Annotated in this window: 35 protein-coding genes, 2 tRNA genes and 1 pseudogene; 2 read left to right on the top strand and 36 right to left on the bottom strand. The window is 41.5% G+C overall.

From position 1 onward, the window contains the following. Positions 1 to 34 precede the first annotated feature (34 nt). The 10 genes and pseudogenes from Q8N22_03005 to Q8N22_02960 all read right to left on the bottom strand — a co-directional run bounded on the left by Q8N22_03005 (position 35) and on the right by Q8N22_02960 (position 5,025). Complete coding sequence (locus Q8N22_03005; GenBank protein MDP3052893.1) at positions 35 to 226, bottom strand: hypothetical protein; 192 nt, start codon at positions 224 to 226, stop codon at positions 35 to 37. A 602-nt stretch (positions 227 to 828) separates the two neighbouring features. Continuing rightward, positions 829 to 1,344 carry a hypothetical protein gene (locus Q8N22_03000; GenBank protein MDP3052892.1) on the bottom strand — a complete coding sequence of 172 codons (516 nt, stop codon included), beginning with the start codon at positions 1,342 to 1,344 and terminating at the stop codon, positions 829 to 831. Next, positions 1,341 to 2,060, bottom strand: coding sequence for a site-specific DNA-methyltransferase (locus tag Q8N22_02995; protein ID MDP3052891.1), 720 nt, complete (start codon positions 2,058 to 2,060; stop codon positions 1,341 to 1,343). The genes Q8N22_03000 and Q8N22_02995 overlap by 4 nt, the downstream gene beginning before the upstream one ends. A gap of 177 nt (positions 2,061 to 2,237) precedes the next feature. Further along, positions 2,238 to 2,816: pseudogene (gene lexA, locus Q8N22_02990) on the bottom strand (transcriptional repressor LexA). Between the two features lie 111 nt (positions 2,817 to 2,927). After that, positions 2,928 to 2,999 (bottom strand) — tRNA-Ala (locus Q8N22_02985). Between the two features lie 4 nt (positions 3,000 to 3,003). Beyond that, the gene (locus Q8N22_02980) at positions 3,004 to 3,486 is read right to left on the bottom strand and encodes a hypothetical protein (GenBank protein ID MDP3052890.1); all 483 of its coding nucleotides are present in this window, start codon (positions 3,484 to 3,486) and stop codon (positions 3,004 to 3,006) included. Positions 3,487 to 3,551: 65 nt separating this feature from the next. Beyond that, positions 3,552 to 4,157 (bottom strand): DUF502 domain-containing protein, encoded by a 606-nt coding sequence (locus tag Q8N22_02975; protein MDP3052889.1) that lies wholly within the window; start codon positions 4,155 to 4,157, stop codon positions 3,552 to 3,554. A 42-nt stretch (positions 4,158 to 4,199) separates the two neighbouring features. Next, a tRNA-Ile gene (locus Q8N22_02970) sits at positions 4,200 to 4,271 on the bottom strand. 17 nt (positions 4,272 to 4,288) lie between these two features. Next, positions 4,289 to 4,507: a hypothetical protein gene (locus Q8N22_02965; protein MDP3052888.1), complete on the bottom strand. Its 219-nt coding sequence runs from the start codon at positions 4,505 to 4,507 to the stop codon at positions 4,289 to 4,291. An 11-nt stretch (positions 4,508 to 4,518) separates the two neighbouring features. Continuing rightward, positions 4,519 to 5,025, bottom strand: a complete 507-nt coding sequence (locus Q8N22_02960) for a hypothetical protein (protein MDP3052887.1) — start codon at positions 5,023 to 5,025, stop codon at positions 4,519 to 4,521. A gap of 28 nt (positions 5,026 to 5,053) precedes the next feature. Here Q8N22_02960 and dprA point away from each other — a divergent pair, with 28 nt between their 5' ends. Then, positions 5,054 to 5,911 carry a DNA-processing protein DprA gene (gene dprA / locus Q8N22_02955; GenBank protein MDP3052886.1) on the top strand — a complete coding sequence of 286 codons (858 nt, stop codon included), beginning with the start codon at positions 5,054 to 5,056 and terminating at the stop codon, positions 5,909 to 5,911. A 1-nt stretch (position 5,912) separates the two neighbouring features. After that, positions 5,913 to 8,084, top strand: coding sequence for a type I DNA topoisomerase (gene topA, locus Q8N22_02950; protein ID MDP3052885.1), 2,172 nt, complete (start codon positions 5,913 to 5,915; stop codon positions 8,082 to 8,084). Positions 8,085 to 8,118: 34 nt separating this feature from the next. On the opposite strand, the gene Q8N22_02945 is transcribed toward topA, so the two are convergent. The 26 genes from Q8N22_02945 to fusA all read right to left on the bottom strand — a co-directional run bounded on the left by Q8N22_02945 (position 8,119) and on the right by fusA (position 23,834). Further along, positions 8,119 to 8,628: a hypothetical protein gene (locus tag Q8N22_02945; GenBank protein ID MDP3052884.1), complete on the bottom strand. Its 510-nt coding sequence runs from the start codon at positions 8,626 to 8,628 to the stop codon at positions 8,119 to 8,121. 83 nt (positions 8,629 to 8,711) lie between these two features. Then, entirely contained in the window at positions 8,712 to 9,470 is a 759-nt protein-coding gene (gene map / locus Q8N22_02940) for a type I methionyl aminopeptidase (GenBank protein MDP3052883.1), read from the bottom strand. 1 nt (position 9,471) lies between these two features. After that, positions 9,472 to 10,173, bottom strand: a complete 702-nt coding sequence (locus Q8N22_02935) for a nucleoside monophosphate kinase (GenBank protein ID MDP3052882.1) — start codon at positions 10,171 to 10,173, stop codon at positions 9,472 to 9,474. Continuing rightward, on the bottom strand, positions 10,157 to 11,428 hold the full coding sequence (secY, locus tag Q8N22_02930) for a preprotein translocase subunit SecY (GenBank protein ID MDP3052881.1): 1,272 nt from the start codon (positions 11,426 to 11,428) through the stop codon (positions 10,157 to 10,159). Before secY ends, Q8N22_02935 begins: the two co-directional genes overlap by 17 nt. A 57-nt stretch (positions 11,429 to 11,485) precedes the next feature. Next, positions 11,486 to 11,908 carry a 50S ribosomal protein L15 gene (gene rplO / locus Q8N22_02925; GenBank protein MDP3052880.1) on the bottom strand — a complete coding sequence of 141 codons (423 nt, stop codon included), beginning with the start codon at positions 11,906 to 11,908 and terminating at the stop codon, positions 11,486 to 11,488. Positions 11,909 to 11,943: 35 nt separating this feature from the next. Then, the gene (locus Q8N22_02920) at positions 11,944 to 12,387 is read right to left on the bottom strand and encodes a 30S ribosomal protein S5 (protein MDP3052879.1); all 444 of its coding nucleotides are present in this window, start codon (positions 12,385 to 12,387) and stop codon (positions 11,944 to 11,946) included. Positions 12,388 to 12,397: 10 nt separating this feature from the next. After that, positions 12,398 to 12,745 (bottom strand): 50S ribosomal protein L18, encoded by a 348-nt coding sequence (gene rplR / locus Q8N22_02915; protein ID MDP3052878.1) that lies wholly within the window; start codon positions 12,743 to 12,745, stop codon positions 12,398 to 12,400. A gap of 2 nt (positions 12,746 to 12,747) precedes the next feature. After that, positions 12,748 to 13,320, bottom strand: coding sequence for a 50S ribosomal protein L6 (rplF, locus tag Q8N22_02910; GenBank protein ID MDP3052877.1), 573 nt, complete (start codon positions 13,318 to 13,320; stop codon positions 12,748 to 12,750). A 17-nt stretch (positions 13,321 to 13,337) separates the two neighbouring features. Continuing rightward, positions 13,338 to 13,709 (bottom strand): 30S ribosomal protein S8, encoded by a 372-nt coding sequence (gene rpsH, locus Q8N22_02905; GenBank protein ID MDP3052876.1) that lies wholly within the window; start codon positions 13,707 to 13,709, stop codon positions 13,338 to 13,340. Positions 13,710 to 13,712: 3 nt separating this feature from the next. After that, a complete protein-coding gene (locus Q8N22_02900) occupies positions 13,713 to 13,898 on the bottom strand; it encodes a type Z 30S ribosomal protein S14 (GenBank protein ID MDP3052875.1) in 186 nt (61 codons plus the stop codon). Positions 13,899 to 13,902: 4 nt separating this feature from the next. After that, positions 13,903 to 14,400: a 50S ribosomal protein L5 gene (gene rplE / locus Q8N22_02895; protein ID MDP3052874.1), complete on the bottom strand. Its 498-nt coding sequence runs from the start codon at positions 14,398 to 14,400 to the stop codon at positions 13,903 to 13,905. Next, complete coding sequence (gene rplX, locus Q8N22_02890; protein MDP3052873.1) at positions 14,382 to 14,687, bottom strand: 50S ribosomal protein L24; 306 nt, start codon at positions 14,685 to 14,687, stop codon at positions 14,382 to 14,384. Before rplX ends, rplE begins: the two co-directional genes overlap by 19 nt. Positions 14,688 to 14,689: 2 nt before the next feature. Beyond that, the gene (gene rplN, locus Q8N22_02885; protein ID MDP3052872.1) at positions 14,690 to 15,058 is read right to left on the bottom strand and encodes a 50S ribosomal protein L14; all 369 of its coding nucleotides are present in this window, start codon (positions 15,056 to 15,058) and stop codon (positions 14,690 to 14,692) included. An 18-nt stretch (positions 15,059 to 15,076) separates the two neighbouring features. Next, complete coding sequence (gene rpsQ / locus Q8N22_02880; protein MDP3052871.1) at positions 15,077 to 15,319, bottom strand: 30S ribosomal protein S17; 243 nt, start codon at positions 15,317 to 15,319, stop codon at positions 15,077 to 15,079. A 10-nt stretch (positions 15,320 to 15,329) separates the two neighbouring features. Next, entirely contained in the window at positions 15,330 to 15,521 is a 192-nt protein-coding gene (gene rpmC, locus Q8N22_02875) for a 50S ribosomal protein L29 (GenBank protein ID MDP3052870.1), read from the bottom strand. A gap of 3 nt (positions 15,522 to 15,524) precedes the next feature. Further along, on the bottom strand, positions 15,525 to 15,935 hold the full coding sequence (gene rplP / locus Q8N22_02870; protein ID MDP3052869.1) for a 50S ribosomal protein L16: 411 nt from the start codon (positions 15,933 to 15,935) through the stop codon (positions 15,525 to 15,527). Between the two features lie 9 nt (positions 15,936 to 15,944). Further along, the gene (gene rpsC / locus Q8N22_02865; protein ID MDP3052868.1) at positions 15,945 to 16,631 is read right to left on the bottom strand and encodes a 30S ribosomal protein S3; all 687 of its coding nucleotides are present in this window, start codon (positions 16,629 to 16,631) and stop codon (positions 15,945 to 15,947) included. 9 nt (positions 16,632 to 16,640) lie between these two features. Further along, positions 16,641 to 17,186, bottom strand: coding sequence for a 50S ribosomal protein L22 (rplV, locus tag Q8N22_02860; protein ID MDP3052867.1), 546 nt, complete (start codon positions 17,184 to 17,186; stop codon positions 16,641 to 16,643). 10 nt (positions 17,187 to 17,196) lie between these two features. Next, positions 17,197 to 17,520 carry a 30S ribosomal protein S19 gene (gene rpsS, locus Q8N22_02855; protein MDP3052866.1) on the bottom strand — a complete coding sequence of 108 codons (324 nt, stop codon included), beginning with the start codon at positions 17,518 to 17,520 and terminating at the stop codon, positions 17,197 to 17,199. 7 nt (positions 17,521 to 17,527) lie between these two features. Next, a complete protein-coding gene (gene rplB / locus Q8N22_02850) occupies positions 17,528 to 18,271 on the bottom strand; it encodes a 50S ribosomal protein L2 (GenBank protein MDP3052865.1) in 744 nt (247 codons plus the stop codon). Between the two features lie 4 nt (positions 18,272 to 18,275). Further along, positions 18,276 to 18,551 (bottom strand): 50S ribosomal protein L23, encoded by a 276-nt coding sequence (gene rplW / locus Q8N22_02845; GenBank protein MDP3052864.1) that lies wholly within the window; start codon positions 18,549 to 18,551, stop codon positions 18,276 to 18,278. Between the two features lie 26 nt (positions 18,552 to 18,577). After that, entirely contained in the window at positions 18,578 to 19,216 is a 639-nt protein-coding gene (gene rplD, locus Q8N22_02840) for a 50S ribosomal protein L4 (GenBank protein MDP3052863.1), read from the bottom strand. A gap of 33 nt (positions 19,217 to 19,249) precedes the next feature. Further along, positions 19,250 to 19,699 (bottom strand): 50S ribosomal protein L3, encoded by a 450-nt coding sequence (gene rplC, locus Q8N22_02835; GenBank protein ID MDP3052862.1) that lies wholly within the window; start codon positions 19,697 to 19,699, stop codon positions 19,250 to 19,252. 216 nt (positions 19,700 to 19,915) lie between these two features. After that, positions 19,916 to 20,257, bottom strand: a complete 342-nt coding sequence (gene rpsJ / locus Q8N22_02830; protein ID MDP3052861.1) for a 30S ribosomal protein S10 — start codon at positions 20,255 to 20,257, stop codon at positions 19,916 to 19,918. Between the two features lie 6 nt (positions 20,258 to 20,263). After that, positions 20,264 to 21,463, bottom strand: coding sequence for an elongation factor Tu (gene tuf, locus Q8N22_02825; GenBank protein ID MDP3052860.1), 1,200 nt, complete (start codon positions 21,461 to 21,463; stop codon positions 20,264 to 20,266). Between the two features lie 244 nt (positions 21,464 to 21,707). Further along, positions 21,708 to 23,834 carry an elongation factor G gene (gene fusA, locus Q8N22_02820; GenBank protein ID MDP3052859.1) on the bottom strand — a complete coding sequence of 709 codons (2,127 nt, stop codon included), beginning with the start codon at positions 23,832 to 23,834 and terminating at the stop codon, positions 21,708 to 21,710. Between the last annotated feature and the right edge of the window lie 29 nt (positions 23,835 to 23,863).

Here is a 23,863-nt window from a genome sequence, read left to right as displayed (position 1 = left end):
AAAATAATCCACTTATATTCTTTAATTTTATTCATTAAATAAATAATAAAAGACCACCAATAATTATCGTTGGTATACCTAAGACTAAACCAATAACCGTCAAGCTCACAAGCGTACCTAAAATGACAAGCAATAAACCTATCGCTTTTCTTAGTGGCTTAAAGTAAAGAGCTGCTACTATTAAAATAATTACCACGGCCAGAGTAAATATCACTTGAATGTTCATAATTTTAAATATATTTAACCTATTTATATTTTATTAAAAAATCTTTAATTATTCCCCTTGTATTCATAAATTTATTTTCAGTATTTTGGCTAAAAGTATAAGTAGCATTATCGCTGTAATATATAAGCCGATTCTCACCGCTAATGGACGTTTATAATTTGAGGAATTTATCGATTTTTCTATATTCACACCCATCGCCAGAGAAATTGCTATATAGATAATTAAGATTGCCATAAATGTTATCTCCAATTGGATTATTTTAATTGAAGTATGCCTTTGGGGTTAATTTTACACTACTTGTTCTCTAGTTTCAAAAATCTTTTTTGCTAAACATACCATAATTGAAATTGAGGATATGTTTCTTTATCGCCAAAGTCCTTTGGTTCTATGCGAGAAAGTATGCCTCTTTTAAGCTGAAATAATTTTCTCTTAAAAAATGCATTTTGCTTATTTCGGTTGTTCGCCCAATTTTGGTTAGCAGAATTTGCAGAGCAAATAATATTTCTCTTTTGGACAGGTTTGTTTTGCTTGGTTTTTCGCCGTGGACTTCGGTAGTTATAAAATCCCATTCTTGATTAAATTTCATAATAGTTTAGAAAACTTTATACCGGCAATCCTAATTTTTTAAGAGGGAGATAGTTGAAATAGTATTGGCACCCGACCGAAATAACATAATCAAGAGTATCCTTGTATGATGGATTTTTAAACCAATCATTGAGAATATAGATATATTCAACCTCAATATTCAGCGGTGCCATAAGTTTGCGGTACTGCTTCTTCTTAAAATCGCAGGTTTGTAACTTTTCATCAACCGAACCCGCGACTTTTTGAAATTTCATCTCAATAATAAAAAGAGTGTTATTCGCAATCACATACAAGGCTTCGTCCGGTAAAAGACGCTTTGAAATAAGTTTTCGCCAATCAACGCCCTCCCCTGTTAAGAATTTATATAAACCTTGCTTGCGATAACTTCTAGCTACTTCTTTTCCTTGATAGTAAATGACATTGCCTTTTACGGAATAATCTTTCGCTTTCTTAAGAATTGCCAAGATATCGCGTTCTTTCTCAAAGTTGAGCCCTGTTATCGTATTGCCTCCGCCTATTCCTTTTGTTTTCATACTTTTTTGTATTTATTTTTTAGATTGCGATCCAATTCCTCAAATCGCTTTATTGATACATCCAAATACTTTGGTTCAGTATCAACACCGATAAAGTGCCGTCCCAAAAGATAGGCGGCAATTCCAGTTGTTGAACTTCCAGTGAATGGATCAACAACTAAATCGCCCTTGTTAGTTGAGGCAAGCACGATTCGTTTTAGTAAATCTTCCGGTTTTTGCGTAGGATGTTTTCCAAATCTTTTTTCAATTGTTTTCGGTGTTCCCATCGCCCAAACCGAACGCATTTGAAGCCCTGGTTTTTTTAGCTGATCTTCCGGCCAGTTGCCATTTTTCATTAAAGCATAATTGAAAATATGTTTTGCCTTTTTATCCTTTCTCGCCCAAAGTAAAGTTTCATGGCTTGCCGTAAAATATCGGCAACTTAAATTCGGCGATGCGTTTGGTTTGAACCAAGCGACATCGTTTAGAATTTGGTATCCAAGTGACTGCAAAGCATAACCGCATTGATAAATTGAATGGTAAGTGCCACTAACCCAAAGTGTACCATGGGGTTTTAAAACTCTCCGACAGGCATCTATCCATTTGTAATGAAAATCGTAATCATCTTTGAATCCCTTGCTCTTGTCCCAATCTCCTTTATTGACGCTAACCATTCGTCCAGCGTGAACGGTAATGCCTCCGTTTGAAAGATTATAGGGGGGATCGGCAAAAATCATATCAACAGAATTTTCAGAAAGTTTGGCAAGAATGTCCAAGCAGTTTGCTTGGTAAAGTTTGAATTTTGGTTTTTCATAATATGGTTTAGATATAAGCGTATTTTTTAATAGTTTTGTATCGGAATACATTTTCACTTGTTCTTTCTTAAGAGTAGCTGTGCCAGCATCTCTGATCACATCAAGCACTATTCCTTGTATGGAAATATCCCGACCATTTCGCAATATGATCGGCTCCATATTTTTATTAGCTGGTTGTAGGCGAATATGTCCTCGCTCTTGATAATACTTTTTGAGCGTTGCTTCGTGGTTATCAATAAGCGCCACGACCTTTTGCCCATTCTCCGCTGTTTCTTGTTGTCTTACTAAAACGATATCGCCGTCGTTGATATTCTCGTCAATCATACTATTTCCAACAACGCGGAGCGCGTATACTTCCGACGAACGTGGAAGCATACTTTTGGGAACCGCAATCATTTCTTTGTTTTGGATTGCTTCAATTGGTTGTCCGGCGGCAATGGTCCCCAAAAGAGGGATTTTAACCATTTGCTCGTGTTTCGAAACAGAGATGGAACGAGGCTTGTTTTCTTCCTTCGTTAAATATCCCAAATCACGAAGTTTGGAAATATGAAAATGAGCCGTTGAAACCGATGCAAGTTTAAATTTTTTGCATATATCTTCAAGAGTGGGGGCATACCTTTTTCGTTTTTGATAGTCGGTAATAAAATCGAGAATTTGTTTTTGGCGTTTAGTAAGCATAATGTGTGGATTAACTTTTCACTATCAGCTTCAGTATACTAGAAAGTAAATAGAAAGTCCAAAGCAAGTTATCCACAGCATAAAATTGGGAAGAAATAATCTTTGTTCCTGTGGACCCGAGCGGGATCGAACCGCTGATCTCCTCATTGCAAATGAGGCGTTCTACCACTGAACTACGGGCCCCTGTTTATTTCAGCAACAACCAAAAAGAAACTCCGATTATCAATATAGTGCTAAAAATGCCAAAAATCCAATTAGTGGAAATGCCTAAGTGGTCAAAAAGGCTATAGTGGAATTTTTCATATTTTTTCACCCATGGCCAAGATTTAATTTTAGGAATGAAAAAAGGAAAGCCGGTGACGATTAAATCCGGCAAAGCCGCGCCAAAACTCGCCCAGAACAAAATAGCCCAATTTATTTTCAGAAAAAAAGCGCACCAAATTAAAAACCCCAATGTCAATAAAGCGTCAGCGGCAATAAAAATTACAACTGCTTTGGGCATTGTGCCGGCATCTCTGTCTTTTTCCGGCCAGACACAACCGGCGTCAAGATGAGGAATGAAATCCAACAAATGATGGGATATTAAACCGAACAAAAAAGCCATCGGCCAAGGAAAATTTCCCGCGGAACTGACGGCATCGGCGAAAACAACGTGGGCGAAAAGAATCATAGATATAATTTTAAAATAAAAAATCCCACCAGTCCATCATGAACTGGCGGGATTCGCTTGATATATCAGGATAATAAATCAGGAGAGGCGCCAAAACTGATCATCCATCTCATTCCTTCTTCAACGCTTAAACCTGTAGGAATAACCAGACTACTATCAACAATAATCGTGATGCCAGTTAAGGGATTTGGAACAAAAGGAATAAAAACAACTACCTTTGTATCCTTTCTCTGGACCACAAACCCGATACTCTGGATTCCCTCAATAACTTGCACCTTGACTACCTCCCTAAAGGCCTTTTTTTCTTTAAGAGTGAGTTTCGCCGTTTCTCTAAAAGTAAAATAGAGAGAGCCAATCAGCGGAATTTTTTTAATCGCCCTTTCTAAAAACTCAATTATTCTTTTCCCTATTTTTGAACTGAACCATCCCAAAAATATCAGAATTGCCGCGATACTAACGGCAATCAACAACCATTCTAACCATTCTCCGGTTGCCAATAAAAACGAAGGCAACGGCAATTTTGCTACCAAGCTGAAAATGACCGTCTTTAAACCGATTGCCGAAGAAATATTTTTAAAAATCTTTACCAAACAGGATAAAATAAACAGCAATAACCCCAAAGGCAAAACTAAAATTATTCCCGCGTAAAAATAAGCTCTAATCCGTTTCATCCTTTCCTCCTTTTTAACTGAATTATTAATGAACTCTTCCAGTGGGTGTGGGAGGGATCGAACCTCCGACCTCTGTCTTATCAGGACAGCGTTCTACCACTGAACTACACACCCCCACGCCAAAATTACTGCTATAAAGATTTTGTCAGGCCCAATGCTTTGAACCCATCAATGTTAAATTGGTCAACCGTTGGCTCTTTCAAAACATTGGGATTCAAGGCCATATTCAAATTTTTAGCCAGAAAACCCAAATTCCAAGATATGACAGTAATAAGGATAATTAACATTAAAACCGCTACTATCAAAAAAGTCAATTCCTGGTTGGATTTTACTTGTTTTGTTTTCGGCATAATTTATAAGTTTAATGGAATAAAACTTCACCGTTGATATTTGCCGTTGAACCGGTGAAATCAAAATTACTGAAACTCACCAAGAACCGGCTGTTTTCCATTAATTTAATAAAGTTAAAAATTTTGGAAATTGAGCCCTGACTGACCATAGTAAATCCCATCCGGCCCGCCGCAGTGGCGGTTGATGGCGTCTCTGCCATAAAATTAAATCCGAAACCCACTCCCGATTGAGTCGCCAACCGTTCCATCTCTTTTTGAAAATCAAGAAGACGGTCTCTGATTGGAAGCACATTCTGTAAAACACTGATATAGGGTTCAGCTTCAACAGATTGGCTTTGCAACTTCGCATAGAGCGACAAGCTTTCAGAGTGATCCGCTAAGCTTTGCCGCTGTGTCTTGGTCGTTTCAGCTCGGTGCCCGATGTCTGTACCCAAAAAAACCAGACCCGTAACTGGTATTATTAATATCAATAAAACAAATGACAATTTTTTCATCAATTCTTGCTTAAAATTAGTCATTGCTCTTATAATAACAAAATAATCCAATTTGAACAATAAAAAAATTAGAAAAATAACTTCAAAGGATTCCAGCTATCCTTTTCTTTTAAAACAAATTTCGGACCCGCCGGCGAACTTATATATCTTAGGAAATCTGTCAAACGAAAAACTCCCTCACCTCGCCATTGTCGGCACCCGCAAGGCCACGCCAAACGGCTGTTTAATCGCCAGAACCTTAGCCAGAGAGTTAAGCGAGGCCGGCTGCGTTATCGTCAGCGGCTTGGCGATGGGAATTGACACCGCGGCTCATGAAGGCGTGGTGGCGGCTAAGGGGAAAACTCTGGCGGTTTTAGGCAATGGCTTGAATAAAATTTATCCCAGCCAGAACAAAAATCTGGCTGAAAAAATTTTAGAATTGGACGGAGCGATAATTTCCGAATATGCCCCCGATGAACCCGCTTTTCCTTCCAACTTTTTAGCTCGCAATCGGATTGTCAGTGGCTTATGCCTGGCGACCATCGTAGTGGAAGCCCCGGAACGCTCCGGTTCATTAGTAACCGCCCGGCTGGCTCTGGAGCAAAACCGGGAAGTTTTTATAGTGCCCGGCCCGGCCAATCATTATAATTATGCCGGTTCGCACCGGTTAATCCGGGAAGGAGCGCGCTTGGCTATTTCCGCTAAAGATATTTTAGACGATTTAAATATCAAACCGATAACCTCAAAAGAAAATTTCAGCCCCGAAGAAGAATTGATTTTAAAAATATTTCCGAAAAATAAAAAATCACTTTCTATTGACAAAATTATTGAATTAACTAAACTGGACTCGCAAGTCGTTAATAAAACCATCGCTTTCTTAGTTATTAAAGGTATAATCAAAGAAAATTTAGGACGGTATAATTTAAAATAATATGAATTTAGTCATCGTTGAGTCCCCGACCAAAACAAAAACCATCTCAAAATATCTCGGCAAAAATTACACCGTGAAATCTTCGGTCGGGCACATCCGCGATTTGCCGAAAAACAACAAAAAAGCGATTGATATTGAGCACGAATTTAAACCCCGCTATGAAATCATTAAAGGGAAAGAAGGAATTGTTTCCGAACTTAAAAAACTTGCCGACAAATCAGACGAAGTTATCCTCGCAACCGACCCTGACCGCGAAGGCGAAGCCATCGCCTGGCACATCGCCGAGGCCTTAGGCCTTAAAGGAAAAAAAATAAAAAGAATATCTTTTCATGAAATCACGCAAGAAGCAGTGGAAGAAGCGCTGCAACATCCGCGGAAAATTGATGAAAATTTAAGAAAAGCGCAGGAAGCCCGCCGGGTCTTAGACCGGCTGGTCGGCTACGATTTAAGCGGCCTTATCTGGAAAAAAGTCAGATACGGGCTTTCGGCCGGCCGCGTCCAATCCCCCGCCCTCCGCATTATTATGGAGCGCGAGCGGGAAATCCGCGCGTTTAAGCCGGAAAATTATTGGACTATAACGGCTGACTTTAAAAACGATAAAAAAGAAACGCTCTCGCTGGTGTGTTCTAAGGAACCGCGCAGTGAAAAAGATGTAAATGAAATTCTTGAAAAAGGAAAAAAAGAAGGCTGGTCTGTAATCGGCGTTGAAGAAAAAGAAACCAAACGCTCGCCTTTGCCGCCGTTTATCACATCCACTTTACAGCAAACCGCGAGCTCCCGGCTGGGCTTCTCGCCGTCACGAACAATGTATTTTGCTCAAAGACTTTACGAAGCGGGACATATCACTTATATGCGAACCGACAGTTTGAATATGGCGACAAAAGCGATTGAAGAAATATCAAAAACCATATTAAAAAAACTGGGGAAAAATTATCTGGAAAACAGGGTTTATAAAACCCAAAGCAAAAATGCCCAGGAAGCGCACGAAGCCGTCCGGCCAAGCAATTTTTCCGTGGAATCAGCCGGTAATACCGAGGAAGAAGAAAAACTTTATAAATTAATCTGGAAACGGGCCGTGGCTTCCCAAATGAGCGACTCAAAAATACTGAAAACAAAAATTTCCGCCAATATAAAAAGCAAAGATATCCCCGACTTTACCGTGACCGGTTCGCGGACGCTCTTTGACGGCTGGCTCGCGGTTGACCCGGAAGCAAGCGGCAAAGAAATAGAACTCCCCAAAACCAACGAAGGTGATGCTCTGGCTCTGGAAAAAATTGAATCAGAGAAAAAAGAAACCATGCCGTTGTCAAGATATACCGAGGCCGGATTGGTCAAGGAACTGGAAAAACGCGGCATCGGCAGACCAAGCACTTACGCGACAATCATCAAAACAATCCAGGACCGCGGCTACGTGGAAAAAATTCAAAAAACACTTCACCCTACCGACACCGGCGAAGTTGTCAGCGACTTTCTGGAAAAAAATTTCGGCAACATCATTGCCGACTCTTTCACGGCTAAAATGGAAGATGAGCTTGACGAAATCGCGGCAGGGAAAAGAGAATACGCAAAAACACTGGGCGATTTTTATAAACCCTTTTCGGAACAGGTTAAAGAAAAAAGTAGCGCCGAAAAAATAACCACCCTGGGCGAAGCGGATAAAAGCATTGTCTGCCCGGAATGCGGCGGCAATATGGTCATTAAGCTTGGCCGCAAGGGAAAATTCTTGAGTTGTTCGCGATTCCCCGATTGCGCCGGCGCCCGCACAATTGACGGCAAAGCGATGGAACCGCCCAAAGAAACCGGAGAGGCCTGTCCGAAATGTAAAGAAGGCAAACTCATTGAACGCGAGGGAAAATTCGGCAAATTCATATCCTGCAACAGATATCCGAAATGCCGTTATATTAAAAAAGACGAAGCCGCCGAGGCGGCGAAAAGAACCAATGTAACCTGCCCTATCTGTAAAAAAGGAGTTCTGGTTGAGAAGCGAGGCCGGTTTGGGATATTTTACGGCTGTTCGGAATATCCGAACTGCAAATATATTATGAAAACCAAACCCACGGGAAATATCTGCAAAGATTGCGGTTCGCTTATGATGGAAGGCACGAAAACAATCCCGGAACGATGCAGTAATAAAATCTGCCCCAATCACAATCCGCACAAAATAAAATCTTAAAGAAAAAACCGTTCCGATGAATATCGGAACGGTTTCAAACAAAAACCGGAAGGAGTTCTTTGAGCAAATCTTTGCTTGTCTGGCCTGGCTGGTAGAGAATGGCTCGGCATTTTCCGTTGCTGGCGTTATTGATAGCCCGGACTATTTCTTCTTTATCGTCAATATAGAAATTGCAAATGCCCGGAACAACCCTTGCTTTGTAATCAACGCCTTCTTCGTAAAAACTTTCTTTCAGTATCAGATCGTCAACAGAAAAATTATGAAACTTCAGCCATATCTTCAGTTCTTCCCGGTAACTAACATTGGAAGCTGAAATAATCACCAACCGGATTCCCTTCAGCCGCAGCTCGTCCATCAGATTTTTTATTTCCAGGTTCGGCTTGCGAATCAAGAAGTTAAAACCTCTTTGCATAATCCAAGATTCCTGCAAGCGGTAAAGACTTCTTTCGTTGGCCGAATTCAGCTTAGCCGGTTTCAGGTTAAAAGGCAGCAAACTGACAACTCCGTCCAAGTCAGTACCGAATACCACTTCGTCTGAAAACATCTCATATCACCTCCTTTCTAAAATTTACTGGTTATTTTAAAGAGCTTTCATACCTATAATAATAGCATATTTTAGGAATTTGGTCAAAGCGTTAGAATCCGCGGGCCGTTTTCCGTAATCGCTACCGTATGCTCAAAATGAGCCGTTAAACTGCCGTCAGCGGTGGCGAAACTGTCATCTGACCTCTGGACTATCCTCTCTTTGCCAAGGCAAGCCATCGGCTCAATCGCCAAAACCATGCCCGATTTTAAGGCCAATCCTTCGCCTTTATTTCCGTAATTAAAAATGGTCGGATCTTCATGAAGTTTAAAACCAACGCCGTGTCCGGTCAATCCTTTAATGACGCTGAAACCGGATTTTTTAATAATTGTTTCAATAACATATCCCAAGTCGCCCAGATATTTCCCCGGCCGGGCTTCGTTAACGGCGGCTTCCAGCGATTTTTTGACGGCTTCAATTAATTTTTGAGCAACCAGCGAAATCTTCCCGATCCCCAAACTAACCGCGGCATCGCTGATATAGCCCTTATAATCCACCCCCAAATCAATTTTCAGCAAATCGCCGGAACGCAATTTATAAGGCGACGGTAAGCCGTGGACCACCTGTTCGTTTAAGGATAGGCAAAGCGCCGCCGGAAACGGCTTATCGCTGCTTGACGGACGATAGCCCAGGAAAGCCGGCTTAGCGCCGGCTGTTTTGATTAAACGCCTGGCCGAATTTTCCAAAGAATCAAGAGCAACGCCGACCCTGGCTTCCCGGGAAATTTTTTCCAGAACTTCAGCCAGAATCCGGCCCGATTCGGCAATCATTTCAATATCGCGCCCGGTTTTTAATTTAATCATTTTAAAGCTTAAGCTTGGAAACTATTTTCTCAAAAACTATATAAGGCGCGGGTGCGCCGTCTAAAGAAAATATTTTATAATCCTTTTCTTTTAATCTTCCAAAAATAGGCTGGGTTCTATTTTGATATTCCGCCAAGCGGGTTTCAAAAATCTCGGGATTGTCATCTATTCTTTTTTCAAAAGGCCCGGCGCAAACAGCGCAGCAAGGAGTTTTACCCGTATATAAAAATAAAGACGGCTGGCCGCAAATGGCGCAAATTACCCGATGCGAATTTCTTTTTATTGAAATTTCAGGACTTACCCTTAATTCAAAAATAAAAATATTCTTCCGGCCATAAAGTTTTTCCAAAACCCCCATCAAGCCATTATTTTTTTTGTCGCCAAAAGCTTCAAAAATAGTTCTCGGAGAACCTGTGAAAATAACACTACAATCCACTGACGCTATTTTTTTTGTCGCCGCTGAAACTAATTTCAGAACGAAAGACGGAGTGTTAAGCTTGCCCGATTGATTCAATAATTTTTCTTTTTGAATCGTTTTGTTTTTTTGAAACTTAGGGTCGTAAAGCATCTCTCTTAAATGCTGACCGGTGTCAAAATTAACAAAACCGAAATTTTTAGATAAAAGATTTGCCAGCGTTCCCTTCCCCGAACCAGGGGGTCCGTAAAGGATAATTGCCTTATTGCCGCTAAAAGATTCCTTCATATTCTCGGGTTACCAATTGAGAATCTATTTGTTTCATTGTTTCCAAAGCCACTGCCACCACAATCAGCAAAGCCGTTCCTCCGATAGTCATAGCCGAAACACCCATCGCAATCCTCGTGATATTAGGAAGAACAGCTATCAGCCCCAAGAATAATGAGCCGAAAAGAGTAATCCGGGTAACGATTTTGGCGATGAAATCGCTTGTCGGCAAACCAGGCCGTAAACCCGGAATAAAGCCGCCGTTCTGCTGAAGATTTTTGGCGATTTCTTTGGGATCAAAAGTAATGGCGGTGTAAAAATAGGTGAAAACTACAACCAAAAGAAAATATATTATGCTGTAAGTCCAGGTATTGTTGAGAAAATTCGTGACCAAGGAATTTAATTTTAAAGAAAGGTCCACTGAAAAAATGGAAACGGCCTGGGCGATAAACTGCGGAAAAAGCAAAACCGAAATAGCGAAGATAATCGGGATAACGCCGGCTTGATTGGCTTTTAAAGGCAGATAACTCGCCGCTCCGCCGTAAAGTTTTGTTCCCCGCACGCGTTTGGCATAAGAAACCGGAATTTTTCTTTCTCCTTCATTAATAAAAGTCACCCCGGCAATAACTACTACGGCCAAAATCGCAAAAATCACATAAGAGGGTAGAGCCGCCGCATTAAAAGAGAAAAGTATGGAACGAAGGCCGGCCGGCAAACCGCTGACAATTCCGGCAAAAATAATCAAAGAAACGCCATTGCCGATTTTGTATTCGCTGATTAGCTCGCCTATCCACATCAAGAGGATAGAGCCGGCTGTTATCACGATAACGTTCATCAAGAGATTGAACGGGGTCAAGGCAGTGATTACCTGCTGGGCTTTCAATAAATTTAAAAATCCGTAAGCGCTGACAGCGGCTAAAGGCACGGTCAGATAACGTGAATATCGATTAAATTTGGCCCGGCCGGCCGTTCCTTCTTCGTAATAAACTTCTTTGAGCCGCGGAAAAATTATCATCAACAACTGAAGAATAATGGTCGCAGTGATGTACGGCCCCACGCCCAACATCATAATAGATAAACTGGACAAAGCGCCGCCCGAAAATATGTTCATAAGGCCGAATAGTTGGTTGGAGGCAAAAAATTCCCGCAATTTTCCAGGGTCAACGCCAGGAATGGGAATCGCCGCCATCAATCTGAAAACCAGAAGCAAAAAAACCACCATTAAGATTTTGTTGCGCAGGTCTTTGATTTTAAATAGCTGAAGAAATTTGTTCATGTCTTATTCCGTATTTTACAGCACTTTATTCCATTAGGGAACTAACTCTAGTTGAGTTTATTTAATTTTACCGCCGGCGGATTTTATTTTCTCCGCGGCTTTTACTGATACTTCCAAACCCTCAATTTCAAAAGTTTTTTTGACTTCTCCCCCGTCCAGAATTTTCACCCGCTGGTTCTCATTTTTAATAAAACCTTTTTCCAATAAAACTTTTATATTAATTGTTTGATTATTATCAAATTTTTTCTCCAAATCATTTAATTTCAAAATAATAGGTTTTGGGGCCAAAGGTTTATTCTTGAATCCCCGCCGTTTTGGGATTCTGATTATCAAAACTCGTTCGGCCGGAAGGAATTTGGCGCCGGCGCGTGATGACTGTCCTTTTTGTCCCCGGCCGGAATAAGTGCCACGTTTTCCGCCGCGGGCAATCCGTTTCTTATTTTCATTTTTATGTCTCGGTTGTATTTGATGTAATTGCATAGTAAAAATTTATAACGTAAAATGCGAAATTAATTTTAAATTTGTTTTAACGCTTCAATAGTCGCTAAGGCATTGGTTAATTTATTGGAAGTCCGGCCCAAAATCTTAGCCGAAATATCTTTGACACCCGCCAGTTCCAAAACTACCCGGCAGGCGCCGCCGGCAATCAAGCCGTGCCCGGCTTTGGCGGGTTTCAAGCGAACCCGAGCCGCGCTGTATTTCGCTTCCACTTCATACGGAATGGTACGGCCATCTTTTAATTTTATGGTCATTAAATTTTTTAAGGCGTCACGTTTTGCCTTTTCCACGGATTGAGCGACATCCAGCCCCTTGCCCAAACCAACGCCGATTCTCCCTTTTTTATCGCCGATAACCATAGTCGCCCGAAAACGAAATCTTTTGCCTCCGGCCACCACCCGGGTAACCCGAGCAATGTCTAAAACTTTTTCCGTGAATTCTGATTTTTTTTGTGGAATCATATTATTGTAATTATAATTTCAGCCCGCTTTCTTTAAAGGCCTCGGCTAAGGCCTTCACCCGACCGTGATATTGATATGCCCCTCTGTCAAAAATCGCCGATTTTATTCCTATCTCTTTAGCTTTCTTGGCGAGTAATTCTCCCACAGCTTTGGCTTGATTTTTTTTATCTCCGGTTTTTTTAAGCTCCTTGCTGGCGGCGGCGGCCAAAGTCCGGCTGACAGAATCATCAATTAATTGAGCATAAATAGAGCGATGGCTTCGGAAAACGCTAAGCCGCGGCCTTTCCGCGGTGCCGCGAATGCCGGCTCGCACCCGCCTTTCTCTTCTTTCCCTGATTTTATTTATTTGTTCTTTCATATTTATTTTGCTTTTGCGGCTCCCGCTCCTCCGGTCGTAGCTTCAACTTTCTTGCCGGTTTTTCTTTTAATAATTTCTCCCTGGTATTTTATGCCTTTCCCTTTGTAAGGCTCCGGTTTTTTAAAATCTCTGATCTCAGCCGCAATTTTACCTACCAAAGTTTTGTCAACTCCGGAAATTTTAATAATATTTTTGGAAATCTCGGCTTTAATCCCGGCTGGTATAGATAAACGAATGAGATGAGAAAATCCAAGCTTGAACACTAAATTTTCCCCGTCTTTTTCAACTTTATACCCAACACCTTCAATCTCCAGGGTTTTGACAAATCCCTGAGAGAGGCCGATGACGGCATTATTCGCCAAAGATCTCACTGTCCCCCAATTGGTCCGGCTCTCCCGATTTTCGTTTTCAATAGTGAAAGACAAAATTTTGTCTTGGAGAGAAGCCGAAACTCCGGGCAAAATCTCAAGCTCAATAATCTCGCTTTTAGCGTTTTGAAAACTGATTTTATTATCCTTAATTTCGGTTTTTATGCCGTCCGGGATAATGATTATTTTTTTGCCGATTTTAGACATATTCGTATTTCGTAAAATTACCAAATTTTAAAAAGCAACTGGCCGCCTAATTTTTGTTTCCGGGCTTCTTTATCGCTCATAATTCCTTTGGGAGTGGAAATCACTTCCATCCCGTAGCCGCTTTTCACCGACCTGATTTCCTTATAACCGGCATACATTCTTCTTGACGGCTTGCTGACAAATTTAATTCCCTTGACGGCCTTTCCTTCTTTAAGAGTTATTTCAATCACCTTCTTGACCGCTTTTCCTTCGGCTTCAACGCTTTTTAAATAACCCTGCTTTAAAAGCAACTCGGCAATTGCCAAGTCCATTTTAGAGAAAGGAATTTTGAAAAAATTCTTTCCGGCTTCTTGATTATTTTTTATGTTAATCAGTAAATTAATATACATATATTACCAAGATGATTTTTTAACTCCGGGAATTTCGCCCCGACTTGCTAATTCTCTGAAACATATCCGGCAAAGATTGAAATCTCCCATATAACCTCTTTTCCGGCCGCAACGAAAACAGCGTCTGACGACTCTGGTGCTGTATTTCGGAGGTTTTTGCGACCTCGCTATGACTGATTTCTTTGCCATAATTTTATTTTTGATATTTCAGCGGAACGCCCAATGTTTTGTATAATTCCATCGCTTTCTCCCGGATTTTAATTCTGGGGACGATGGTTATCTCCAAACCAAAATCCACTTTGGTGCTATCAGCGTCAATTTCCGGAAAGACCAATTGGTCTTCAACGCCAACCGAAAGATTGCCTGAAGCGTCAACGATTCCCAGCTCCAATCCCCGAAAATCTTTAATCCGAGGCAACACTACATTAACAAAACGGGTGAAAAAATCAAACATTCTTTTGCCGCGAAGAGTAACTTTCAAACCGACAATATCGCCCAATCTGGTTTTAAAACCGGCAATAGCTTTTTTAGCGGGCCGGGTAAGGGGTTTTTGACCCGTAATTAAAGACATCTCCCTGATAATTTCCGGAAGAATTTTTTCTTCAAATTGCCCCTGCTGTCTCAGTTTCCCCACTCCGATATTCACCACAATTTTTTCTATGTTATTTTTTATTAAATTCGGCTTTGGCATTTTTTACAATATCTAAATTTATTATCTTTCTCAAAACGAAAACCGACCCGGGCTGCCAATTTACAATTAGGACAGACAATCATTAAATTGGAAACATTCATCGGCCGGCTAATTTGAATGATTTCGCCTTTTTCGCCCTGCTTCTTTGGCCGCATGTGTTTTTTATAAAGATTAAGTCCTTCAACCATTAATTTCCGGGTTTTTAAATTTACCTTAATCACTTTCCCGGTTTTTCCGCGATCTTTGCCCGTTAATATTTTAACTGTGTCGTTTTTTTTGATTTTCATATTTATACAATTTCTTCAGCCATGGTTATAATTTTTTCAAAACCTTTTTCTTTCAATTCTTGAGGAATCGGGCCGAAAACTCTCGTTCCCCGGGGCTCATTTTTGTCATCAATTAAAACAGCGGCATTTTCATCAAAACGAACATAAGAACCGTCAGGCCGGCGCAACGGCTGGCGCTGTCTGACAACAACCGCTCTTACAATTTCCTTCTTTTTAACAGCTTTTCTGGGTTCGGCGGTTTGCACGGACGCGATAATAATATCCCCGATTCGGGCATAACGCCGCCCCGTTCCGCCTAAAATCCGAAAACAGCGAATTATCTTCGCTCCAGAATTATCAGCCGTTTTTAATATTGTTCGTTCTTGAATCATAAATTTAGTAACTAACGACTAGCCGCTAGCGGTTATTCTGCTAATAATCCGCCATCTTTTATCTTTGCTCAACGGCCTTGTCTCTTCCATAATGACTTCTTCGCCGACCTTATATTCGTTATTTTCGTCATGGGCTTTGAACCGCCGGGTTATTTTGTAATATTTTTTATATTTCGGATGCAATGTTAATCTCGTCACGGCTACCACCCGCGTTTTTTGCATTTTATCGGAAACTATTTTTCCTTTTAATTTTCTGGTCATGATAAAATTATTATTTAATTTTTAAAATCGTTAAAATCTGGGCAATCGTCTTTTTAACCCCCTGGATTTCTTTGATATTCTTCACTTTTCCCGCCGCTAAGTCAAATTTCAAAACTCTTAAGCGTTCCCGATGTCCGACTAAATCTTTCTGAAGTTCAACCGCTGATTTATTTTTTGTTTCTTGAAAAATTTTCTTTTTCATATTTTATTTGCTGATAATTCTTGATTTTAACGGTAATTTTCGGCCTCCCATTTTAAGAGCGTGCAAAGCCACCGCCGCTTCCACACCATCAACTTCAAACATAATCCGTCCGGGCTTAACCGGAAAAACATAATGATCAACCTCGCCTTTCCCGCCGCCCAAAGTAACTTCCGGCGGCATTTTAGTGATAGGTTTGTCGGGAAAAATCCTAATCCAAATTCTACCACGACTTTTTAGGGAATGGCTAATGGTTTTACGGACAGCTTCAATCTGGCGGCCGGTCACCCAATACGGCGTCAGGGCTTGCAATCCAAAACTGCCGAAAGCCAAGCGCGTGCCCCGGCTTTCCGTTAATCTTTTTTTGGAGCGGCCTTTATGCCACTTCCGATGTTTTATTTTTTTTGGTTCAAGCATGATAAAAGTTTAATTTTTAGGCGTCTTACCGCCGAATATTTCTCCTTTATAAATCCAGGTCTTGACGCCGATGGTTCCAAAAGTAGTGAAGGCCGTGGCTTCGCCGTAATCAATATCAGCCCTGAGATTAGTCAAGGGCATTCTTCCGCCGCGGGCCTCCAACCATTCTTTCCGGGCAATTTCCGCTCCATCCAGCCGGCCTGCCAAATGTATTTTAGCTCCTTTAGCTGTTCTATTCTGCATAATGGCGTCTAAATGCTGTTTCATCACCCTTCGAAAACGCAACCTTCTTTCTAAATCAAAAGCGATGGCTTGGGCCTCTACCTGGGCCGAAATCTCGGTTCGTTTTAATTCTTCAATATTAAGATTAAGTTCCGGAATTTCTTTGATTTTTTTCCGGCGCCGAAAATCCGCGATTATTTTTTCAACAACTTTCTTTAGATCTTCTATTCCCTTGCCGCCTTTGCCGATAATCAATCCCGGCCGGGCCGCTTTGATAAAAATCTTACAAAGATTTCCCGCCCGCTCAATTTCAATTCCGGCTATCCCAGCCTTGATGACTATTTTCAAAACTTCCTTTCTTATCAGATAATCTTCTTCCAATAAGTAATTCAGGCTCTTCTTCAAAAACCAGCGATTCTGCCAATTTTTGATAATGCCTAATCTTAAAGAATATGGGTTGATTTTTTGAGCCATAAATTTATTTTATATCGCTTTTCTTCTGAAAAATTTTCTAAAAGCCCCGACTTTTTCAGGTTTGGCTTCCCGGACTATCCGTTGTTTTTCCGATTTCACATTTTCTGACTTTTCCTGTTTTTCCGCTGATAAGGCTTTTTCGGTATTTCTTTTTTTAGATTTTTCCTTTTTGGCTTTTTTGGGTTTGGGAATAAATTTATATTTCAAAGGGATCTCTTTATCCGACTCTTCTAAAACCAAAGAAATATGGCAACTTTTTTTTGCGATCGGACTCATTGCGCCCCGGGCTCTGGTTCGCCAACGTTTTTGGCTGGGACCGATATCCACCCTGATTTCCTTTACTAAAAGTTTTTCAACGTTTAACTGCTGGTTATTTTTGGCGTTAGCCATCGCCGAACGCAATAATTTCAAAATCGGCTTACTCGCCCTGTTCGGCAAAAACAAAAGCTGAGCTTCAGCTTCATTAGCCCGCAGTCCTTTTATTAAATCAGCAACCAGCCGAGTTTTTCGCGGACTAATTTTCAAATATTTTAATTTTGCCGTTTGGGTTTTCATATTTTAATTATTATTTGGCAGGCGGCGTTGACGCTTTGGCTTGATCCTGCTCTTTCTTCTGTTCCAATTCTTTTTGAATCTTACCGCCGTGCTTGACGAATTTTCGGGTCAGCGAGAATTCACCCAACCGATGACCAACCATTTCCTCGCTTATCCTCACGGTTATGAAATTTTTGCCGTTATGAACGCCAAAAGTATAATCAACCATTTCCGGAGAAATTTCCGAATCTCTGGCCCAGGTTTTAATCGGCGTCAAATCGCCCGGCTTTAATTTAGCTATTTTTTCCAATAACTTCTGGTAAACGTATGGGCCTTTTTTACTGCTTCTTGACATAAAAAATTTATTTTCTCCGTTTTATTATTAATTTATTTGACCATTTCTTTTTATTCCGGGTTCTATGACCGCCGGTAATTTTTCCCCATTTGGTTTTTGGCCGGCGAGTTCCCCGAGGTTGACGGCCTTCGCCGCCTCCGTACGGATGATCGCGGGGATTCATTGCAGTACCCCTGACTGTCGGTCTGATACCCAGCCAGCGCGAACGGCCGGCTTTCCCGATTACTTCCAAATTATGCTCCGGGTAAGAAACCCGGCCAATAGTAGCATAACAATCCCATAAAAATTTTCTGACTTCTCCGGAAGCTAATTTCAGTTGAGTATATCCGTCTTCATTGGCCAGAACCTGGGCAACTAAACCCGCTGAGCGAGCTAATTGTCCGCCCTTACCGGGGAAGATTTCAACATTATACACGAAAATTCCCACCGGCATACGTTTCAATTGAGTGCGATTACCCGGCTTTAAAGGAGCATCGGCTGAAGAGATAATTTTATCGCCCACTTTCATTTCCAAAGATGCCAAAATATACCGCCTTTCGCCGTCGGTATAAACCACTAAAGCGATAAGACCGCTACGATAAGGATCGTATTCCAGTGATTCAATCCGGCCAACAATGCCAAATTTGTCCTGCTTAAAATCAACCAAGCGGTATAATTGCTTATGGCCGCCGCCCTGATGGCGAACCGTTATTCTTCCCGAGGAATTTCTCCCGGCTGAATTTTTTATTTTTTTGATTAATTTGGCGCTCATTTTTTTATTTTGGCAAAACATCAATCACCTGTCCCTTTTTTATGGTAACAATAGCTTTTTTAGAGGCCGGCCGGCGGCCGAGACTGCGGCCCAATCTTTTAACTTTTCCTTTTTTGTTGATAATATTCACCGACTCCACTTTCACTTTATAAATAGATTCTATCCCTTTCTTGATTTCGCAAGAACTGGCTTCCCGGTCAACCGAAAAAACATACTTGTTGATATTACTCAAGTCCATTGTCTTCTCGCTGATTATTGGTTTTTTAATTATCATTCTCATAGTTTTTTTGTAATTACTGTAATTACTTAATTACTGATTAATTTATAATGTTTAACTATTGATTCAACGGCGGTTTGGTCCAAAAGAATTTTTCTATATTTCAGCAAATCGTAAACATTGAGCGACTCGGGACTCATAACGCCGACTTTGGGCAAATTTCGCCCGGCCAAATAAATAATTTTGTTTTCGTTGGCGGGAATCAATAAAACGCTTTCCTTGGGCGTAATAAATTTTTTCAACAGCTCGGCTAATTTTTTGGTCTTGCGGTCTTCCAAATTCAAAGTGTCAATAATTTTAATTTCCTGATCGGCTAATTTTTTGGAAAAAATTCCGAAAATCGCCAATTGCTTCATTTTTTGATTTATACTTCTGGAAAAATTTCTTTCTTTTTGAGGACCAAAAGTGACCCCGCCGCCTTTCCATAAAGGTGAACGGCTTGAACCCTGCCTTGACCGGCCCGTGCCTTTTTGCTTCCAGGGCTTCTTACCGCCGCCTCTGACTTCGCCTCTGTCTTTTGTGTCGGCTAAGGTTCTTCGGCGATTAGCGACCTGGACCGTCAATACTTGATGAACCAAGTCCGAATTAAATTTAACGCCAAAAACGGCTTCGGGTAATTCCACTGTTCCAATTTTTTCGTTTTTTTGATTGAATAAATCCGCTTTCATATTAAATTACTGTAATTACAGTAATTACGGCAATTACCGTAATTTCTTTTTTAATGCTTTATGACTGGCGTCTTTCTGAATTTTAATTTCTGAATTTTTATAGCCGGGTATCGCTCCTTTCACCATTAAAACGGCATTTTCTTTATTTAAAGAAACTACTTCAAGATTTCCGATGGTTTTTTGGCGGCCGCCGGTTCGACCGGCCATTTTCCTGCCTTTTAACACCCGCTGAGGCGCGGTTGAGCCGATTGAGCCTGGAGCCCGCAAGCTGTGTTTACCCCCATGACTTTTCGGTCCGCCATGGAAACCCCAGCGTTTGACTACGCCCTGAAATCCTATACCGCGGCTTATTCCGGTTATCTTGAGCAATTCGCCTTCATTAAAAACCGAAATATCGGCAACCTTAATCGGGGTAACCGGAATTACTTTTCCGTCTTTGAAAATCTGGCTCATTTGTAATTTTTTTCCTGTTATTAAACTCATATTTGTTTTAAACCCCGTTAGAAGTCTTGGCCAGAAAAAATTTTAAAATTTTTTCTGTTTTTGGAAAATAAATTAAATTTCCATTCCCGTTAATAATTATTTAGCTTGGAATTCGTCATGACTTCTAACGGGGTAAATCAAAACTGCCCAGGTTTAGCCTCGGCAGTTTTGATTATTTTTTTTGGCTAAATCCTTTATTTCTTACCCCAAATATTACTATAGCTTCACTTCAATATCAACCCCTGCCGGCAAATTAAGATTATCCAGCGAAGCAATTATTTTCTGGCTGGGATTGATGATATCTATCAAGCGTTTGTGCACTCTCATTTCAAATTGCTCGCGTGAATCTTTATGGATAAAGGTTGAACGATTGACGGTATAACGGTGAAATTCAGTCGGTAGAGGAACAGGGCCAACTACTTCTCCGCCCTGACGTTCTATGACTTCAATTATTTGCCGACAAGAATTGTCAATCAGTTTATGGTCGTAAGCCTTGATTTTCAATCTTACTCTTTCCTTTTCTTCCACTTCGGCAACTTTTTTAGAAACTTTCGCCATAAACTCTTACTTTATTATCTTAGTTATGGCGCCAGCGCCTACCGTTTTGCCTCCTTCGCGAATAGCGAAACGTTGTTTTTCTTCCAAAGCCACCGGAGCAATAAGTTTGATACTAAGATTGACGGTATCGCCGGGCATTACCATTTCCGTTCCGGCAGGAAGAGTCGCTTCGCCGGTGATATCACAGGTCCGAATGTAAAATTGGGGTTTATAACCGGTGAAGAACGGCGTATGACGGCCACCTTCTTCTTTACTCAAAATATAAGCACTGGCTTCAAATTCAGTGTGCGGCGTAACACTGCCGGTTTTAGCGATAACCTGACCGCGCTCCACGTCCTCTTTTTTAGAACCCCGAAGCAAAATACCAACGTTTTCTCCAGCGCGACCTTCATCTAATACCTTATTAAACATTTCAATGCCCGTGACTACCACTTTGCTCGTGGGTTTCAAGCCAACCAGTTCAACCTCTTCGTTGACTTTGACTACTCCCCGCTCAACTCTTCCGGTAACCACCGTGCCGCGACCTTCAATGCTAAAAATATCCTCAACCGGCATAAGAAAAGGCTTGTCGGTTTCTCTAATCGGGTCAGGAATATATTCATCAAGCGCTTTGGCTAATTCAAGAATCGGTTTGCACCATTCATCGTCAACTGATTTGGCTTCCAAGGCCTTAAGGGCTGAACCGCGAATAACCGGAATCTCATCGCCAGGAAATTCATATTTTTTCAAAAGCTCTCTCACTTCGGACTCAACTAAATCAATTAATTCCTTATCGTCAACCTGGTCAACTTTGTTCAAAAAGACAACAATATAAGGAACTCCAACCTGACGGGCCAAAATAATATGCTCTCGGGTTTGAGGCATCGGGCCGTCAGCCGCGGAAACCACCAAAATCGCGCCGTCCATCTGGGCGGAACCCGTAATCATGTTTTTGATATAGTCGGCGTGCCCCGGACAATCAATGTGGGCATAGTGTCTTTTCTCGGTTTCGTATTCCGAGTGGTGAATGGCAATCGTAATCCCCCGAGCTTTTTCTTCGGGCGCATTGTCAATCTGATCCACGCCTTCGGCTTTTTGAATAAGACCTTTTAATTTAAGAACATTCATTATCGCCGCCGTTAAAGTCGTCTTGCCGTGGTCAATGTGACCGACAGTCCCGACGTTAACGTGGGGTTTTGATCTGACGAATTTTGCTTTTTCTGCCATATTTAATTTAAATTTTTATTTTGATTTTTTAATAATAAAACGACTTGTTTAGTTTATAGTGAATTTTTTTTTATGTCAACCCCCACACCAATCAAGTTTAATATTACTGGATAATTTTCTTAGAAAGAAAATCTGAGCAAAACAATGAAAAATTTTATTTGGATAAATCTAGTCCATCTAAATTTTCTTTGAAAATTTAGATGGACAAAAACTTAATTGGTGTGGGGGTCAACCCCGCGCCTTTTTATTTTTTGCCCTCGGCAATCCGCTGAGTAATATTATTGGGCACTTCTTCATAGCTGTTAAATTCCATCGTGAAACTGCCGCGGCCCTGGGTCATTGACCTTATATTAGTGGCATAACCGAACATTTCCGACAAAGGAACTTTCACGTCAATGACATTAATTCCAATTCTTTCGGTCATGGCCTCAATCTTGCCCCGGCGGGCGTTAAGGTCGCCAGTGACATCGCCCAAGAAATTCGGCGGGGTAATCACCTGAACTTTCATCATCGGCTCCAGTAAAACCATTTTGGCTCTTTTTACCGCTTCCTGGAAAGCGATAGACCCGGCGATTTTGAAAGCCGCTTCCGAAGAATCAACATCGTGGTAAGAACCGTCATAAAGCGTGACTTTGGTGTCAACAAAAGGATAGCCGGCCAAAACGCCTTTGTCCATCGCTTCTTTAACTCCTTTTTCCGCGGCCGGAATAAATTCCGAGGGAATAGTGCCTCCTTTAATAGCATTAACAAATTCAAAGCCCTTCCCTCGTTCCAAGGGTTCCACTCTCAAAAAGACATGACCGTATTGACCGCGACCGCCGGATTGGCGAATGTATTTGCCTTCGGCTTCAGCCGTTCCAACTATGGTTTCCTTGTAAGCCACTTGAGGCCGGCCGACACTGCATTCAACGCTGAATTCCCGTTTCATCCGGTCAACAATAATTTCCAAATGAAGCTCCCCCATCCCCCAAATAATAGTTTCGCCGGTATCGGGGTCGCCAATCACTTTGAAAGTCGGATCTTCCTCTAAAAGCCTATGCAAAGCCATAGACATTTTTTCCTGGTCAACTTTGGTTTTCGGTTCAATCCGAATAGAAATGACCGGCTCGGGGAAAACAATTTTTTCCAAAATAATCGGGTGCTCGGGGTCGCAAAGAGTATCTCCGGTCGTGGTGTTTTTTAAACCCACAAAAGCCCCAAGGTCGCCCGCGCAAACTTCATCCACTTCTTCCCGGTGATTGGCGTGCATTCGCAAAATCCGGCCGATTCTTTCCTGAGAATTTTTGGAAACGTTTAAAACATAAGTCCCTTTTTGAAGCACCCCGGAATAAACCCGGAAAAAAGTCAGCGAGCCCACAAACGGATCGGTTGCGATTTTAAAAGCCAGAGCGGCAAACGGCTGCCCGTCTTTAGCTGACCTTTCTTCTTCTTTTTGATTATCCGGGTTAATGCCTTTTACCGGCGGCAAATCAAGCGGCGAAGGCAAATAATCAACAACCGCGTCCAAGAGAAGCTGAACGCCTTTATTTTTCAAAGCGCTGCCGCAAAGCACAGGAATTAATTCTCCTTTTAAGGAGGCAACTCTTAGCGTCTTTTTCAAATCCTCTTGGCTGATTTCCTGGCCTTCAAGATAGCGATGTAATAAATTGTCATCGGTTTCGGCAATCATCTCCACTAATTTTTCTCTTTTTTCTTCAGCCGTTTTTTTAAAATTTTCCGGGATTTCTTTAGCAATTATTTTTTCACCATGATCCCCTTCAAAATAAAAGGCCTGCCGTTTTAACAAATCAATAACGCCTTCAAATTTTTCTTCAAGGCCGATAGGCCACTGAAGCACTGCCGGTTTCGGGTGCAAGCGCTCTCTGATGGACCGTAAAGTTTTTTCAAAATCAGCTCCCATCCTGTCAAGCTTGTTCACAAAACAAATCCGCGGCACTTTGTATTTGTCCGCCTGACGCCAGACCGTTTCCGACTGCGGCTCCACTCCCGCCACGCCGTCAAAAACAACCACTCCGCCGTCAAGCACCCTCAGTGAACGCTGAACTTCAACGGTAAAATCAATATGGCCCGGAGTGTCAATAATATTGATTCTGTATTCGTCGCCGCCACGCTCAGCGTGGCTATCTACCCCGCTCAGCGGGGCGCCGTAAGTCGGGGTCCAGTAGCAAGTCGTGGCCGCCGCCGTAATCGTAATTCCTCTTTCTCTTTCCTGCTCCATCCAGTCCATAACGGTATCGCCGGTATGAACCTCGCCGATTTTATGGGAAATTCCGGTGTAAAAAAGAATCCGTTCGGAAACGGTTGTTTTCCCAGCATCAATGTGGGCAATGATGCCGATATCACGATATTTTTCTAAAGGATATTGACGCATAAAAAAAATAGTAATTACGGTAATTGCTG

Source organism: bacterium, assembly GCA_030693325.1.
In the GTDB taxonomy this organism is placed as follows: domain Bacteria; phylum Patescibacteriota; class Minisyncoccia; order UBA6257; family MFKM01; genus MFKM01.
Note: the sequence above shows the minus strand (reverse complement) of the source record. Positions and strands in the feature narration are given on the sequence as shown.